Origin of the sequence: Novispirillum itersonii subsp. itersonii ATCC 12639 (assembly GCF_000381985.1) — a bacterium.
Taxonomy (GTDB): domain Bacteria; phylum Pseudomonadota; class Alphaproteobacteria; order Rhodospirillales; family Rhodospirillaceae; genus Novispirillum; species Novispirillum itersonii.
Genome location: NZ_KB907341.1, coordinates 272,260 through 288,691, shown reverse-complemented (window position 1 = coordinate 288,691; position 16,432 = coordinate 272,260). Strand labels below are relative to the sequence as shown.

The 16,432-nt window shown below is 65.7% G+C and carries 13 protein-coding genes; 9 read left to right on the top strand and 4 right to left on the bottom strand.

What is annotated here, in order from left to right; genetic code table 11:
* Positions 1 to 21: 21 nt before the first annotated feature.
* On the bottom strand, positions 22 to 2,109 hold the full coding sequence (locus G365_RS0110035) for a TonB-dependent hemoglobin/transferrin/lactoferrin family receptor (protein WP_019645393.1): 2,088 nt from the start codon (positions 2,107 to 2,109) through the stop codon (positions 22 to 24).
* A 342-nt stretch (positions 2,110 to 2,451) separates the two neighbouring features.
* Here G365_RS0110035 and G365_RS0110025 point away from each other — a divergent pair, with 342 nt between their 5' ends.
* The 5 genes from G365_RS0110025 to G365_RS0110005 are packed head-to-tail and all read left to right on the top strand — an operon-like array spanning position 2,452 to position 7,317.
* Positions 2,452 to 3,402: an energy transducer TonB gene (locus G365_RS0110025; RefSeq protein WP_019645391.1), complete on the top strand. Its 951-nt coding sequence runs from the start codon at positions 2,452 to 2,454 to the stop codon at positions 3,400 to 3,402.
* 44 nt (positions 3,403 to 3,446) lie between these two features.
* On the top strand, positions 3,447 to 4,538 hold the full coding sequence (locus G365_RS0110020; protein ID WP_019645390.1) for a hemin-degrading factor: 1,092 nt from the start codon (positions 3,447 to 3,449) through the stop codon (positions 4,536 to 4,538).
* A gap of 11 nt (positions 4,539 to 4,549) precedes the next feature.
* Entirely contained in the window at positions 4,550 to 5,440 is an 891-nt protein-coding gene (locus tag G365_RS21060; RefSeq protein ID WP_019645389.1) for a heme/hemin ABC transporter substrate-binding protein, read from the top strand.
* Positions 5,437 to 6,528 carry a FecCD family ABC transporter permease gene (locus tag G365_RS0110010; RefSeq protein ID WP_019645388.1) on the top strand — a complete coding sequence of 364 codons (1,092 nt, stop codon included), beginning with the start codon at positions 5,437 to 5,439 and terminating at the stop codon, positions 6,526 to 6,528. The genes G365_RS21060 and G365_RS0110010 overlap by 4 nt, the downstream gene beginning before the upstream one ends.
* Positions 6,529 to 6,540: 12 nt before the next feature.
* Positions 6,541 to 7,317, top strand: coding sequence for a heme ABC transporter ATP-binding protein (locus G365_RS0110005; protein ID WP_019645387.1), 777 nt, complete (start codon positions 6,541 to 6,543; stop codon positions 7,315 to 7,317).
* A 106-nt stretch (positions 7,318 to 7,423) separates the two neighbouring features.
* Here the strand turns inward: G365_RS0110005 and G365_RS0110000 are convergent, their stop codons facing one another.
* Positions 7,424 to 7,696: an HU family DNA-binding protein gene (locus G365_RS0110000; RefSeq protein ID WP_019645386.1), complete on the bottom strand. Its 273-nt coding sequence runs from the start codon at positions 7,694 to 7,696 to the stop codon at positions 7,424 to 7,426.
* A 651-nt stretch (positions 7,697 to 8,347) separates the two neighbouring features.
* Here G365_RS0110000 and G365_RS0109995 point away from each other — a divergent pair.
* The 3 genes from G365_RS0109995 (at position 8,348) to G365_RS22900 (ending at position 13,653) form a co-directional block, all read left to right on the top strand.
* Positions 8,348 to 10,123 (top strand): flagellar hook-length control protein FliK, encoded by a 1,776-nt coding sequence (locus G365_RS0109995; RefSeq protein ID WP_019645385.1) that lies wholly within the window; start codon positions 8,348 to 8,350, stop codon positions 10,121 to 10,123.
* Positions 10,124 to 10,203: 80 nt separating this feature from the next.
* The gene (locus G365_RS22905) at positions 10,204 to 11,313 is read left to right on the top strand and encodes a FlgD immunoglobulin-like domain containing protein (protein WP_019645384.1); all 1,110 of its coding nucleotides are present in this window, start codon (positions 10,204 to 10,206) and stop codon (positions 11,311 to 11,313) included.
* A gap of 141 nt (positions 11,314 to 11,454) precedes the next feature.
* A complete protein-coding gene (locus G365_RS22900; protein ID WP_019645383.1) occupies positions 11,455 to 13,653 on the top strand; it encodes a flagellar hook-basal body complex protein in 2,199 nt (732 codons plus the stop codon).
* A gap of 117 nt (positions 13,654 to 13,770) precedes the next feature.
* On the opposite strand, the gene G365_RS0109980 is transcribed toward G365_RS22900, so the two are convergent.
* Complete coding sequence (locus tag G365_RS0109980) at positions 13,771 to 14,670, bottom strand: LysR family transcriptional regulator (RefSeq protein WP_211217677.1); 900 nt, start codon at positions 14,668 to 14,670, stop codon at positions 13,771 to 13,773.
* 106 nt (positions 14,671 to 14,776) lie between these two features.
* On the opposite strand from G365_RS0109980, the gene G365_RS0109975 reads away from it, so the two are divergent.
* A complete protein-coding gene (locus tag G365_RS0109975) occupies positions 14,777 to 15,637 on the top strand; it encodes an urea carboxylase-associated family protein (protein ID WP_019645381.1) in 861 nt (286 codons plus the stop codon).
* A 157-nt stretch (positions 15,638 to 15,794) separates the two neighbouring features.
* Here G365_RS0109975 and G365_RS0109970 read toward each other — a convergent pair whose 3' ends face one another.
* The gene (locus G365_RS0109970; RefSeq protein WP_019645380.1) at positions 15,795 to 16,427 is read right to left on the bottom strand and encodes a ribonuclease HII; all 633 of its coding nucleotides are present in this window, start codon (positions 16,425 to 16,427) and stop codon (positions 15,795 to 15,797) included.
* Positions 16,428 to 16,432: the final 5 nt, after the last annotated feature.

Sequence of the window (16,432 nt, the reverse complement as noted above, 5' to 3'; positions counted from 1 at the left end):
GAGTATAGTAACAGGGGAATATCAGAACCGGATGGTGCCACCGGCCTTGATGGTCCGGCCCTGCTCAAGGGAATCAGCCTTCAGCCGGTCGCGGTATTCGGTATCAAACAGGTTATCGACCGAGACCCGCAGGGTCAGGCGGTCATCCAGCTCCGGCGGGGTATAGCCGACATACAGCCCGTGCAGCAGGTATCCCCCGGCCTGTGCGCCATCGTCAGAGGCATGGGCGTCTTCCAGTCCCAGACGGCCATCCATCTTCCAGCCGCCGTCGAGGCCGTTGCTGCGGTCGCGCACGCCAAGGGTCAGGCTGGCGCGGGAGCCAAGGCCGGAGGTCAGCTTTTTGCCGGTCAGGTTGTTTTTGCCCCGGGCGTTGGTCAGGGTCAGCCCGGCATAGGCAAACCCGGCGTCATAGACCACTTCGGATTCAACGCCGCGCAGGGTGACTTCCGCCTCGTTGCGGTAGCCGTAGGTCGAGGCGGCGTAGTTAACCGTTCCGCCGGACCGGACCATGTTGAAGTACTGGTTGATATAGTCTTCCACCTCGGACTGATACACCGAGGTCTTCCACTGCAGCCGGTCTCTGGGCATCAGCACGTCGCCGAACTTGACGTTGGTACCCATTTCGAGGTTTTCGGCGGTTTCGGGGCGCAGGCCCGGATTGGGCACAAAGCGGAACGGGGCCGGGGCCGGATGGGTGCCGCTGATCAGTGTTTCGGTGATCGACGGGGCACGGAAAGCCTGTGCCCACGAGCCATAGACCTGCACGCCCGGCACCACGGTGTAGCCCAGTGTCACCTTGGGCGACAGGGCGGTGTCTTCGGCGCTGAGGGTTTCGCTTTCCATCTCATAGCTGTCAAAGCGGACCGCCCCGATCAGGCTCAGGCGTTCGGTCAGGGCGACTTCGTCCTGCACATAGGCCCCGGCAATGGTGCGGTTGCCGCCGGGGGTGAATTCCAGCGCCCCGGTGCCACGGGTGGCGGTGACTTCGTCATGGAAGGCATCGCCGCCGATGGTCAGCGCGTGGCCGACCGATCCGGTTTCAAACCGTGACGTATTGAAGATATCGATGCCGGGGGTGGTTACTTTAACCTGAGTCTTGCGACCGTTGGAGGTGGTGCCGACGCGGGTTTCGTTCTGATCGGTTTCTGAATAGGTCAGGTTGGTGGTCAGGTCGACCAGCCGGGTGCTTTCCGGGGTGAACCGGTGCCGCAGGGTGAAGGTGTCGGTGTCGGTTTCCAGCTTGTCGGCGGTGGCACCGGTCCCGGCGGTATAGTCGAAGGTGCTGCGCAGCGCCGACAGGCGCAGCTGGTGGTCGTCGTTGGGGGTCAGGGTGATTTTGCCGAAGGCGCTGGTGCTTTCCCAGCCGGAGGCATCAATCTTTTTGCCGTCACCGCCCTTGAAATTGCCCCGGTCACTGCCGGAGACGGAGGCGACGACGTCGGCCCAGTCAGCCACGGCGTAACCGCTGATGGCCCCGCGCCGTTCGGCGGAATTGTCACCATAAATCCCGGTGACCTGCCCGCCGAAGGTCTGGCCCTTGCGCAGCAGATCCTTGGCGTCTTTGGTCTGGAAATTGACAATACCGCCAATGGCGCCGGAGCCATAGACAACGGCAGACGGGCCGCGCACCACGTCAACCTGCCCGATCAGGTCGGGGTCGATGAACACCGTGGTGTTCTGGCCGTGGCTGCTGCGCTGGAAGTTCTGGCGGGCACCATCGACCATCACGTTAACGCGCCCGAAATCCTGCAGGCCACGGATGTTGATCTTAGTGCCGGGCTGACCGGCGGTCTGATAGGCGGTGACCCCGGGAATACCGCTGAGCAGGTCGGTGACCGTAGACGGCATGGTGCGGTCCAGCTCTTCACTGGTCCGGACAGACACCGGGGCGGTGGTGTCAATGGCGGCTTTTTCAGTGCGGTCGGCGGTGGCGGTCACGGCCCCCATGGAATAGGTCGGAACCGCCGCAGGGGCGGCCTGTGTGGTGGCACTCTGCCCTGTGGGGCTTTGTGCAGTGGCACTCTGGGCCAGGGCCGGGGCGGCAGTCAGCAGGGGCGACAGAAGCGCCATGGCGGTTGAGGCACGCAGGAGGCGGGCAGTGCGGGTCATTGCAGATGGATCTCTTGACCAGACAGGAAGACATGCGGGTCTGCGCGGTGCGCATCGGCACGGCAGGCGCGGTGAAGGGGTCTGGAAAGGGGAGGTTGGGGCGGACCGGGTCTCTCCTCCGGTCCGTGGCCTGCCACAGGGATAGCGGCCCAATTCTGTAAATGCAAGTCATTTTCATTTGCAAAGTATGAAAAAGCGTTTTACTCTCCCTTCATCCCAGCCAGCCCGGACCCGATGGTCCTTCCCGCCAGCCCGGATCAGGCCGCCCGATGCGACAGAACGCAGGGCGCCTGAGGGTTCATCCGTCTGCCCCGTTGCCGGGGCGGATCACCTGCGGGGAGAATGGCAGTGGCACAGGCCATGGCGACAGCACAGGGATTTTATGGCGCGGCGGCGTCCGGTCCGCTGTTTGGGTCCGGGGCGGGGCTGCCGCCGCTGACCTGCCCGCTTCCGGGCGAGGCGCGAGGCCGCAATCCACGGATCACCACAGCGACGGCGCTGCTGTCGGTTCTGGTTCATGCCGGGGCGGCGGTTCTGCTGCTGCGGGATCCGTTTCCGGCCCAGCCGGATGCAGCGGCCCCGACCTCGGCAGCCCCGGTGCTGACCCTGACGTGGGAGCAGCCCGCCCCAGTTCCAGCCCCCATCCCGACCCCGGTTACGCCTTCTGTGGCGGCCCCGGTGGACCCTGTGCCCCCGATGCCTGCCGAGCCGGAGTCGGTGGTGGTCCCGTCCGTTGACCCCGCGCCGCCGGTTCTGTCATCGGTGGCGGCAGCAGCCCCTGCGGCGGTTGCGGTGCCTGCTGCCGTGAAGGCAACCCCGCTGGTGCCGCCCCTGCGGCAGAAACCGGCGGTCCCCCGGCCTGCCCCCCGCCCGCATCCTGCCGCTCCGGCGGCGGCGATGGCAGAGGCCCCGGCTTTGGCGGCCTCAGCCCCAACCTCAGCCCCTGTTTCTACTGTTTCTTCTGCTTCTTCTGTTCCCTCTCCAGTCACCCCGGAGCCGTCTCTCCTCCGGGGTGAGGAGGGTATCCCGGTCAGCCGGGATGCCCGGTATCTCGAACCCCCGAAGCCGCCGGAATACCCGCGCCGCGCCGTCCAGCTTGGTCTGGAAGGGACGGTGGTGGTGCAGGCTCTGGTCGAAGGGGGCGGGGTGCCCCGGACAGTCCGTATCGTGACCGGCAGCGGGGTTGACAGCCTTGATGCCGCCGCCGTCAGGGCGGTGTCCGGCTGGAAGTTTGCCGTCTCTGACCGCGGAAGCCTGTGGGTGGAGATTCCGGTGCAGTTCCGCCTGCGCTGACCGTTCAACCAAATCAAAACCGTCTTTCTGAACAGGACACGTCCATGACTGCCTCTGCTTTTATTGCTGCGCCTGATGCGGCGCTGACCGCCACTCTGACCGCCCTGTGGACTGCCGCTGCTGCGGGAACCGGCAATGGCCGCCTGCGCGATGTTGCCGCCCAGCACCATGTGTCGGAAGCGCACATTGTCGCCTGTGGCTGTGCCGACGGGTCGGTGCGCCGCCTGCGCACCGACTGGAAGCCGCTGCTGGAAGGCCTGCCCGCCTGCGGCGATGTGATGGTGCTGACCCGCAATGAATGGGCGGTGCATGAAAAGGTCGGCACCTTTGGCAACATGACCATTTCCCCGGCGATGGGGCTGGTGCTGAACCGTACCATCGACCTGCGGATGTTCCTTGGCAAGTGGGCGGTGGCTTTTGCCGTCACCACCCAGACCAAGACCGGGCCGCGCCACAGCATTCAGGTGTTTGACGCCCACGGGGATTCCATCCTGAAGATTTTTGCCCGTGACACCACCGATCTGGCGGCGTTTCAGGCCCTGACGGCGGCCCACGTGGCTGAGGATCAGACCCCCGGTTTTGTTGCCGATCTGGTGCCCGCGCGGGCCAGTGACCCTGCCGATGACAGCGTGGATGTCGAGACCCTGCTGTCGTCGTGGCGCGGCATGACCGATGTGCATCAGTTCCACGGTATCGTCAAAAAGGCCGGGGTCGGCCGCCATCAGGCCCTGCGTCTGGCCCCGGAATTTGCCGAGGAAGTGCAGACCGATGCCCTGCGGCAGGTGGTGCAGGGCGCGGTGGATGGCGCGGTGCCGATCATGGTGTTTGTCGGCAACCGGGGTAATGTGCAGATCCATACCGGGGCGGTGCAGACGGTCCGTATTATTGATAACTGGTTCAACATCATGGATCCCGGCTTTACCCTGCACCTGCGGGAAGACGGCATCGCCTCGGCCTGGGTCGTGCGTAAGCCCCATGCCGATGGTCATGTGACCTCGCTGGAACTGTACGACGCCAACGGTGACAACTTCTGCATCCTGTTTGGCGAGCGCCGGGAAGGGGAGCCGGAGCGGGACGACTGGCGCGCCCTGCTGGATGCCCTGCCGCGCCGCGCCGTGGCGCAGGCTGCCGAGTAAGGGGGGCGGTGATGGCTGTGTCCGCCGGGCGGGGTCTGTCCCGCCGTCATCTGCTGGGGCTGCTGGCTGCCGGGGGCGTCGTTTTCACCGGCGGGGGGCTGTTTACCCCCCGGGCCGGGGCAGCGGTGCCCGTGCCGCAACGGGTTGTCACACTGGGTGGCCCGGTGTCCGAAATCGCTGAGGCCCTGATCGGCCCGGCACGGATTGTCGGGGTGGATACCACCACCACCACACCGGCGACACTGGCGGACAAGCCACGCACCGGCTATCTGCGTCAGCTGGCGGCGGAAGGTGTGCTGTCGCTGCGGCCCGATCTGATTCTGGCCCAGCATGATGCCGGTCCGCCGGAGGTTCTGGCGCAGGTGCGTGCTGCCGGGGTGCGGGTGGAACAGTTGCCCCCCGCCGTCGATGGCACCGGTCTGATCGCCACCATCCACCGCTGCGGTGCGGCGCTGGGGGCAACGGCGGCGGCTGATGCGCTGGCGGCACGGATGACGGCAGATCTGTTGGCCCTGCCGGGCTCGGGGACGGGGGGGCGGTCCGTGCTGTTCCTGCTGATCGGGCATTCGACCCCGATGGCGGCAGGGGGGCAGACCCCGATTGACGGGTTGATCAGCATGGCCGGGGCCCGCAATGCCTTTGCCGGACAGACCGGCTGGAAGCCGGTCTCGGCGGAAGCCCTGCTGCCTTTGAACCCGGATGTGCTGCTGGTGTCTGATCAGGCGCTGAAGCAGACCGGCGGGATCGCCGGGTTGCAGGCCATGCCGCTGCTGGCGGGCAGTGCCGCCGTGCGCCGGGGCCGGGTGCTGACGGTGGAAGCCAGCCTGCTGCAGGGGCTGGGGCCACGCACCCCCGCCGCCGCGCGGGATCTGGCGGACCGTCTGGCCGAGATTCCGGCATGACGGCGCTGTTGCTGGGCTGGCGGCGGGGCGGCGGCCTGTCGGCGCTGCGATCGCCCCGTGTCTGGGTGACACCGGGCCTGCTGCTGGGGGTGGCCGGGGTCGCGGTGCTGGCGGCGATGACCGGGGCGGTGGCGGTGCCTGCCGCTGCGGTGTTGCAGGTGCTGTTCGGCTGGACCGGCCTGTGGGACGGTGCGCCGCTGGATGAGACAACCGCCACCGTTCTGGCGGTGATCCGTCTGCCCCGGGTGGCGATGGCGGCCCTGATCGGGGCCACGCTGGCGGTGATGGGGGCGGTGATGCAGGCGCTGTTCCGCAATCCGCTGGCGGATCCGGGGCTGATCGGGGTGTCGTCCGGGGCGGCGGTTGCCGCCGCCGGGGCGATTGTGCTGGGCGGCAGTCTGCCGGTGGCGGTTTTTTTGCCCGCCGGGCTGCTGCTGCCGGTGGCGGCTTTTCTGGGTGGGTTGTCGGTCACGGCGTTGGTTTATGCGTTTTCTGTCCGTGACGGCCAGCCGTCGCTGTCGCTGATGCTGCTGGCCGGGATCGCGCTGAATGCGCTGGGCGGGGCGGTGATCGGCCTGTTCGTCTATCTGGCCGATGATGCCCAGATGCGGCAGCTGACGTTCTGGACCATGGGTGGACTGGGGGGGCTGACCCCCGGCACGCTGATTCCGGCGGCAATGCTGATGGTGCTGGCGCTGGGCGGGGTGCTGTTCACCGCCCGGTCCCTGAACCTGCTGCTGCTGGGCGAGGCGGAGGCCTATCACCTTGGGGTGCGGGTCGAGGCCCTGAAGCGCCTGTGCATCGTGCTGGTGGCGCTGGGGGTCGGTGCCGGGGTGGCGGTGGCGGGCACCATTGCCTTTGTCGGGCTGGTGGCACCGCATCTGGTGCGGCTGATGACCGGACCGGATCATCGCCGGGTGCTGCCCGGTTCGGCCTGCATGGGGGCGATGCTGCTGACCGGATCAGACCTGATCGCCCGCACCATCGCCGTCCCGGCGGAAATGCCGGTCGGGCTGGTGATGGCCGGGATCGGCGGTCCGTTCTTTCTGATCATGCTGCTGCGCGTCCGCGCTGCCAGTGCGGTATAGCAGGGGGCAATTATGCTGACAGTACAGGGGGTGACCGTGCGCCGGGGCGGACGGGCGCTGATTGAGGATCATCACTGGACGGTACCGGACGGGGCCGTGACAGTGGTGCTGGGGCCAAACGGCGCGGGAAAAACCACGGCCCTGAAAGTGCTGAGCGGCGATCTGCGGCCCGATGCCGGGCAGGTGTGGCTGAATGACCGCCCCCTGACCGACTGGTCGGCGCAGGATCTGGCCTGCCGCCGGGCGGTGGTGCCGCAGGCCGGGGCGCTGGCCTTTCCCTTTACGGTGGAAGAGGTGGTGGCGATGGGCCGCGCCCCGCACCGGAAACGGTCGTGGGCAGCGCGGGATGCCGCCGTGGTGGCCGATGCCCTGACGGCGACGGATCTGACGGCGCTGGCGCAGCGGCCCTATCCCGGCCTGTCGGGGGGGGAAAAACAGCGGGTCCATCTGGCCCGGGCGCTGGCCCAGCTGGATGGCGCCCCTGACGGTCAGCGTGTGCTGCTGCTCGACGAGCCGACGGCGGCGCTGGACCCGGCCCACCAGCACCAGTGTATGCGACTGGCCCGGCGGATGGCTGATGACGGTGCGGCGGTGGCGGTGATTCTGCACGATCTGGCGCTGGCCCTGCGCTATGCCGACCGGTTGGTGCTGCTGCGGCAGGGGCGGGTGGCGGCAGAAGGCCCGGTGGCGGTGACGGCAACAGCCGAGACGCTGTCGGCGGTTTATGACTGTCCGGTGCGGTTGCTGACCATTCCGGGCGAGGCGATGCCGGTGATCGTCACTGGCTGATGTCTTAGGGGCCCGCAAACAAGCAAAAAGCCCTCCTCCGGGTGCCGGAGGAGGGCTTTTCTGCGTGAGGCGCGTAAGGTTTACCGGATCAAAAGCAGATCCGGTATCAGCCGACAGCGTCCTTCAGGGCCTTGCCGGGCTTGAACTTCGGCTGCTTGGAGGCAGCGATTTCCAGCGGCTCGCCGGTGCGCGGGTTCTTGCCGGTACGGGCAGCGCGCTCGGACACAGCGAAGGTGCCGAAGCCGACCAGACGCACTTCGTCGCCCTTCTTCAGGGCGTCGGTCACAGCGTTGAACACCGCGTCAACGGCCTTGGCGGCATCCGCCTTGGTCAGGCCGGACTCGGCAGCGACGGCATCGACCAGATCGCTCTTGTTCATGCTCAGGGTCTCCTTAGGTTCATCAACCAAATGGAAAAAGAAAAATCTGAAACCCGGAAACGGTCCAGCAGGCTGACGTCCCCTTTGCGGCCAGTGGCTGCCCAGCAGCCCCGTCCGCAGCATCCTGTCCTGCGTGCCCCAAATCCCCGGTGCGGGCGCAGTTTCTTCCGCTTCCCTCGCTAAAGCAAGCGTTTCCGCCATTTTCACATCAGCTTTATTAGCTTGACAGACGCCCGCAAACCCGCACAGCAGGCCGGTTTGCGGGCGGGTGCCCTGTCTTTTCTTTCCTTGGTAGACGCGGATACATGCTGCCGGAAATTAATATGTGCTGATACTGGCGGGGAGCGGGAAAATCCTGAATGAGATCCGTGTATTCGCGCCCGGTGGCAAGGGATTGCGGCAGGGGCGGCGGGTTTCCTTTCTGCGAAACGTACAGGCGGGCATTGATCGTCTGTTTTCGGTGCCGGTGCCGAGATCATGCCAGAACCATCCGCCCGCCCCGGCGATACACGGTGCGGGCCCTGAGCAGTCAGAGTGGCGGGGCCGGGTGTCGGCGGTTGTGGCCCGGTGTTTGCATAAACCACCGGCAATTCTTTTATCCGTGGCACCGGAAGGCCGGTCGCCGCCGAAGCAGACAGCGAGGATACGACCATGACTATTCGTGGCATCCAGCGGGGGCAGCAGGTTATCCCCGGCATCCAGCCGACGGATGCATCCACTGATGCACAGGCTTCTGACGGAGCGGTCACAGACTTTTCTGCCCTGCTGTCACAGATGGCCTCGCAGGTCGGGACCTCGACCTCTGACAGTGCCGGGGTGGCCCTGATCAAGACCCTGAATGCTACGGCTGCCAACCGGCAGGACACGAAGGCGCCTGAACCGACCCGTCCCCGCCCGGAGCGGGACCGTCCGGAGCGGGCGGAACCGGCATCGCGGAGTGGGGAAAAGGCTGACCGTTCCGACGCCCGTGCGGCAGAGGATGACAAGGCTGCCGCAGCTTCTGATGCTGTTGATACCACACAGAAAACCGATCCGTCTGCGGCTGATGCCGCCGTGGCGCAGGCTGTGGCGCAGGTGGCTGTCGCCGCCCCGGTGGTGACCGATGCTGACGCCGCTGCGGCAGCGGCTGATGCTGCGGCAGCCCAGCCGGAGCAGATTGAGGTCGCGGCGGCGGCGCAGGCCCAGAGCCAGACGGTGGCACAGGATGCCCGCCCGGCAGGGCAGGCCCAGCAGGGGGCGACCCAGCAGGGCCGGGTCCAGCGGGACGACGTGCAGACCCAGACCGCGCAGGCGGTGCAGGGGGCCGCTGATGGCCAGCAGGCCCAGTCCGATCTGACGGATCAGGGGGCCGGGCAGCGGGATCAGACCGGCAACCGTCCGCACCTTGCCGAGCATCAGGCCAAGGCGGCAAAAACTGCCTCGGCTGAGGTGCAGGCGGCAACTAATGCCGATGCGGCCGCTGATACTGCCAAGGCATCTGAAGGGCCGCTGACCACGGTCAATGCCGCCCAGTCGAAGGGGCTGGCGAAGGCGATCGGTGATGACCGTCAGGCGTCGGTGCAGGTGCAGGTCGCGGCCCCGTTGCAGCAGGCTGTGTCGCAGCAGGCCGCCCCGGCGGATGACGCCCCGGCTCCGTCGGCCTGGTATGATCTGGCCAAAGCCTCGGCCCAGGCCCCGTCCGGCGGTGCGTCTGCTGCCGGGCAGGTCGCCGATGCAACCCAGCCGCAGCCCCTGACCGGGCTGGGGGCGGTGGCGGCGGCAATGGCCCCCGGGGGGGCGGCAAATTCTGCCGCGACATCCTCGGCCGCTGCGTCGGGTGGTGTTGATGGCGTTGAGGGGGTAAAGGCCACCTCCGGCACCTCGCAGACCTCTTCTTCCTCCGCCCCGGCTTCGGCAGGGTCGGCGACGGCCCAGCAGCAGGCCCAGCATGCGGGCAAAGCCCAGCAGGCCAAGGCCGCCGCCCGGGCGCAGCAGGCGGAAGAGCCGGACCCGGTGGAACAGATCCGCGTGCGGATTCAACAGGATGCCACCAAGGGCGAGACCATCAAGATTGCTCTGCGGCCCGATAACCTCGGCAAGGTCGAGGTCAAACTCGACATCCGCGAGGGCAAAGTCAACGCGCAGGTGGTCGCCGAGACCTCTGAAGCGCTGGAAATGATGAAGACCGACGCGCGTGGGCTGGAAAAAGCCCTCAACGATGCCGGTCTGAAGGCTGATCCCGGCAGTGTCACCTTCTCGCTGAAGGACAACGGCACCCAGCAGCAGATGGCCCAGCAGGATCAGGGTCAGGGCAGCCGTCAGGGCGGGACCCCGTATGACCGGGTCGGTCATTCGCTGGAAGATGATCTGGCCCCGGAAGTTGGCACGATTGATGCATTAAGATCTATGCAGGCTGCGGCCCGCGGTGGGGTGGACGTCAAGATCTGACGTCCTTCCGGCTTCCGTCCCGATGGGGGTTTCCCGGTGGGGCGGTGTTTCAGGTCTGCTGTCTTTAAGGAATTCGCCCGATGCCTTCAGTCAACGCATCCGCAAACGACAAGGCCCTGTACGATCAGGTCACCAATGCCAATGGCGGGACCTCCAGCACGTCGCGTAACAAGCTGGCGAAAGACCTCAATACCTTCCTGACGCTGCTGACCAATCAGCTGAAGAATCAGGACCCGACCTCGCCGATGGACTCCTCGCAGTTCACCCAGCAGCTGGTGCAGTACGCACAGGTCGAACAGCAGATCAGCCAGAACGAAAAACTCGATAAGATCCTGACCGCCAACAACAACACTCTGTCGGCGATGGGCGTTAACTACATCGGCAAGTATGTCGAGGCGGAAAGCTCCTCGGTGCCGCTGCAGGATGGGACGGCCCGCTTTGCTTACGGGGTTGCCTCCAACGCTAAAACCGTCGGGATCCTGATTAAGGACTCCACCGGCAAGGTGGTGCGCGGTATTGACGGTGACCCGTCTGCGGGCGTGCATGAGTTCCGTTGGGACGGCAAGGACGACAGCGGCAATCAGCTGCCGGACGGCTCTTACGCTCTGTCGGTCACCGCCATCGGTGATAACGGGACCATTGAGACCTACACCACCGCCTTCGGCCGCGTCACCGGCGTGACCAATAAGGATGGTGAGGTCAACCTGATCATGGACAAGCTGGCCGCGCCGATGTCGAAGATCCTGTCGGCCTCTGACAGTGTGGCGGCCAACACCCAGACCCTCGCCAATTCGGCGATCCAGTATCTGGGCAAGACGGTTGAGACCAAGACCAATACGCTGGCGTTGCAGGATAAGGTTGCGACCTTCCGCTACACCATGCCGGACCGTACCGACAAGACCACCATTGTCATCAAGAATGCCGCTGGCAATACCGTCCGCACCATTGACGGCGCGACCACCAAGGGCGAGGCCAATGTCACCTGGGACGGCAAGGATGATGCCGGGAACCAGCTGCCCGACGGCGCCTATTCGGTGGCGGTGTCCGGCAAGCTCGGCACCCAGACGGTTACCCCCAGTGTCCTGACCACCTTCGGCAAGGTGACCGGTGTGGTGACCCGCAACGGTATCGCCACCCTGCAGATGGGCAAGGCTGAGTCTGCTGTTTCCACCGTCGTCGGCGCCACCTGAGGCCCCCCCCGGCGGGATAATCGATTAAAACGATAATAAGCTGCGGTATCTGCAGAAGACAGGCGTCCCCGGAGAAACCGGCCCCCAACGGGTCAGACGCAGCCGCAAAACCAAAGAATTCCTTGAGCAAGGAGTCACACGATGTCGCTTTACGGAGCCTTGTTTGCTGGCGTTTCCGGTCTTGCCGCGCAGTCCAGCGCCATGGGGGCCATTTCCGATAACGTGACCAACGTCAACACCATCGGGTACAAGGGGTCGAAGGTTAACTTCCAGACCCTGGTGACCAAGCAGGTGTCGTCCACCGCCTACAGCGCCGGCGGTGTGCAGTCCCGCCCGCGGGCCGGGGTTGACGTGCAGGGTCTGTTGCAGGCCACCACATCGTCCACCGACGTCGGCATTTCCGGCAGCGGGTTCTTCATCGTGTCGGAACAGGCAACCAGCCCGGTTGGCTATGCCTATTCCCGCGCCGGGTCCTTCAAGGTTGATAAGGACGGCTATCTGCAGAACGTCGGGGGCTCTTACCTGCAGGGGTGGCCGCTGGATAACTGGGATGGCACCGCCACCGCCTCCACCGTCACCAAAGACGGCAGCATCTATATGAAGTCATATAAGAATGCGGCGGGTGAAACCTATTACATGAACGACAATGCGGTTGACAGCATCAACCTGCAGCCGCTCAACCTGACCAACATCGGCGGTACCGCGCGCGCCACCTCCACGCTGGGCATCGCCGCCAACCTGCCGTCCGGTGCGCTGGTCGGGGCGACGGAAAAGACCAACGCGCTGATTTATGACAGCCTTGGCAACGCCCATAACCTGAACTACACGTGGTCGAAGCGCGCTGCCAACTCGTGGGATTACGAAGTGATGCCCCCGGCAGGCTCCACCTATGTGGCGCTGGATGATCAGACCTCGGCCCGGCAGACCTCTTTCGCCGCCGGTCGTCTGGATTTCAACAGCGTGCCGCAGGCCGGGACCAACATGTCCCTGACCCTCGGTGGCCAGTCTTATACCTTTAACTTCGTCAATACCGACGACAGCAACAACAACTTCCTGCAGAACGGCGGCACCAACGCCAGCACCGTCGGCAGCACCGGTGCGGCCGGTGATACCGTGGTGATCGGCGGGGTGACCTTTACGCTGGTGTCGGGCGCAGCCTCCAACACCACCGAAATCGACATCACCGGCGTCACCACTGCCGCTGACCTTGCCAGCCGTGTCTCGCAGACCGCTGAGTCCTACTTCGATACCCGCCTCGGTGCAGGCAACTGGGTGAAGGCCAGCGGCGCGACCATCCAGAGCTCGCTGCCGCTGACGGCTGTCACCGGCACCACCTTCGGCGCCCCGGCGACTGATGCCACCATCAACGACAACGGCACCAACACCCCCGGCGCCCGCGTCTTTAACATCAACGTCACCGCCAAGTCGCTGAGCCAGGTTCTGGATCAGCTGGGGGCGCAGATCAACACCGCCTTCGCCTTTGAGTCGATCAACGGCGGTTATGGTCTGCCGCCGAGCCCGCCGTCCAACCTGGGTGGCCGTGTTGCCGGTGAAAACGCGATCTGGTTCCGCCAGTTCTCGTCCAACAGCAGCCAGGGGATTCAGGTCAACGCCTCCGGCCTGACCAATGTCAACGGTGCCAAGTCGGTGCAGCAGAACGCCATCTACACGGTGCCGCCGCTGTCGAGCAACGTCGCCTGGAACCGTACCAGCGCTACCGGCAACAACACCCTGAAGTTCAACGGTGACGGTACCATCGATAAGATCCATGGCTACGATGAGACCTCGGCCAACGATCCGCGCCTGCGGGTCCGGATCGGCTGGTCGAACGGTGCGCTGAACATGGATGGCTCGACCGTCACCTCCGGCGGCAGCCCGGCGATCAGCCTGTTCCTCGGCAACTACAACTCCACCGCCGGCGGGATGCAGCAGAAGGCCGGTGATTACCAGCTGACCAGCCTGACCCAGAACGGGAACAAGTTCGGTAACTTCGCCGGTGTCACCATCGGGGAAGACGGTATCGTCATCGCCCGCTTCGACAACGGTGTGACCACCCCGATCTTCATGATCCCGGTTGCCACCTTCGTGAACCCGAACGGCATGTCGTCCTCGACCGGCAACGTCTTCAACCAGACCAGCCTGTCCGGCCTGCCGACCGTGCGTGAAGCGGGCTCCGGCGGGTCCGGCAAGATTGCCGGTGGCTCGCTGGAAAGCTCCACCGTCGATCTGGGGGAAGAGTTCACCAACATGATCACCACCCAGCGCGCCTATTCGGCGGCGGCGAAGATCATCACCACCTCTGACCAGATGCTGGAAGAGCTGGTGAACATCAAGCGGTAAGGTTTTCCGCTGCTTTCAACAGTGTATGATTTCTTTGCTCAAGCACAGACTGACCCCGGAAGGCAACTTCCGGGGTTCTTTTTTGTCTGAAGGGGCAGGGGGATAAAGGGTGCGGCGTTACCGTCCGGCTTCGTCCATCAGCCATCGTCGCATCAGCTCGGCTTCCGGCGAGGGGCGGGGGCGGCTGATCAGCCAGTAGTCTTTGGCGGTATCACTGGCATGGTCAGAGACCACCGACAGCGCGCCGCTGCGCAGCTGGTCTTCCACCAGTGCCACCGGGCACAGGCCGACCCCCAGACCGGCAACGACCGAGCTGACCAGCAGGCTGAAGTCAGCAAAAATGGGCCCGGTGCCCTGTGGCATCACCAGACGGTGGTCGGCAAACCACCCCCGCCAGGCGTCTTCGGTGGCATCATGCAGCAGCTCTGCCCGCAGCAGCGCTTCCGGTGTGGTAAGGGGGCCGGAGCGGGCCAGATAGGCCGGGGCGGCGATTGGCCGGGTGGCGGCGCTGAGGATGGCATCCGCCGGGCGGTCCGGGCGCAGGCCGTGGCCGATCAGCAGATCTGATCCGGCATCCTCGGGGGTTCTGGCCCCCAGCGGATAGACGATTGACACCTGAATATCCGGGTTGGCCGCCCGGAAGCGGGGCAGCCGGTGCGCCAGCCACAGGCTGACGATCGACGGCTGACAGGCCAGACTGACCCGGCGGCCCCGGCTGCGGCCGGTCAGGCGGGCGGCGGCCCGGGCGATTTCCTCCAGTCCGCGCTGGCAGGCCGCCCCGAAATCCTGCCCGGCGGCGGTCAGGGTCACGCCACGGGGATGGCGGTCGAAAAGGGCAAGCCCCATCCACGCCTCCAGCGCTTTAACATGCTGGCTGACGGCGGCGGGGGTCATCCCGAGTTCGGCGGCGGCCCGCAGAAAACTGCCGTGGCGGGCGGCAGCCTCAAAGGCACGCAGGTGGGTCAAAGGGGGGATCGTCATCACACTATGGCTAAGCCTGACTTGGTCTTCGGTCAAGAAGAAACCCGGTTGTCAGCCGGGGGGTGTGCAGGCAGGCTGATGGCAGGAAGCGACCCCCGCCCGTGACAGACTCCCCAGCTGCACGTAACCCCGGAGAGAGAGAATGACGGTTTCATCCCGCGTGACCCCGCCCGCCGATGCCGCTGCCCGCCGGGCGGTCAAGCCGGTGGTGGTTTACCCCAACGGGACCCTGCCGCAGCCGGATATGGCCCGGCTGGAAACGGTGCGGGCGACACTGGAAAAGACGGACGAGGTGATCGTACCGCCGCGCAGCGGGCGGACTTTCCGGGTCCCGAAGGGCCACTTCTTCCGGATTGTCAGCATCGAAGGGCCGCAGGTCGGCGACCTGAACCTGTGGAATGCCGATAACCTGTCAGAACGGTTTTTCAGCGGCAAGACCCGGGCCCTGCACGCCACCCACGTCACCACCGGCGACCGCCTGTGGAGCACGATGCCCAGCCTGCGCCCGATGGCGACCATCACCCATGATACCCTCGGCTGGTATGGCTTTGATGAAGACGGCGGCGGTGTGCATGATGTGATCGGCACCCGCTGCGACCCCTATACGCACCGCCTGCTGTCGGGGGGCACCTATGACCACTGCTGTCATTCCAACCTGACGGATGCACTGGCGGAAACCACCGGCCTGCCGTTCCGGGAGGCGGAGCCCTATGTGCATGACGTGCTGAACGTTTTCATGTGTACCGGGTTCACCAAAGACACCAAGCAGTATTTCATGAAGGCCAGCCCGGTGCGGCCGGGGGATTTTCTGGAGTTTTTTGCCGAGATCGACCTGCTGGGTGGTCTGTCGGCCTGTCCGGGCGGCGATTGCAGCGCCACCCATTCCAGCGATGTCGCGGCCTGCTACCCGCTGAAGGTCGAGATTTTCCGCCCCGACCTGTCGCTGCTGGCTGACTGGCCGTTCCCCGGGGTTAACGGTTATCAGCCGCCGTCCTGCCGCTAAGCCTTTCCTGCTCCGGTTCCGGCGGCCCCTGTGGCTGTCCTGCCCCTGTGGCTGTCCTGAGTGCGTGTGGCAAAACCGTATCAGACCGGATCAGACAGGACCGGCAGAAGGCAGCTTCTGCCGGTCCGGCTTTGTGGCCACAGCTGCGGGCGGGGTGTCAGAACAGCTCCCGCTGACCGCCGAAGCTCAGGCGGTGATGCGGGCTCAGGCCATGGCTGCGCATGGCGGCCCGGTGTTCGGCAGTGCCGTACCCCATGTTTTTTGCCCAGTTGTAAACCGGGAAGGCGGCGTGCAGATCCAGCATCAGCCGGTCGCGGTGGACCTTGGCGATCACCGATGCGGCGGCGATGGACAGGCTGATGCCGTCGCCTTTCACCACCGCCTGCATCGCACAGGGAAAGCTGCGCGGCATCTGGTTGCCGTCGATCAGGGCCAGCGCCGGGGCAACCGGCAGGGCCTCCACCGCCCGCTGCATGGCCAGATGGGTGGCCCGCAGAATGTTCAGGCTGTCGATTTCGGCGACGCTGGCAAGGCCCAGCCCCCACAGAACGCCGGGGGTGCCGGGGTCAGTCAGCAGCGCAAACAGGGTGTCGCGCTTTTTGGCTGACAGCTTTTTAGAATCATCAAGCCCGTCCCGCAGGGCCACGGGCAGGGTGGCGGGATCAAGAATGGCGGCCCCGGCCACCACCGGCCCGGCCAGCGGGCCGCGCCCGGCTTCATCGACCCCGCAGACCACCACGGGTCCGGCGGCGGTGGTCCGGCAGGCATCTTCCAGCGAAAAATCAGGCATCAGGG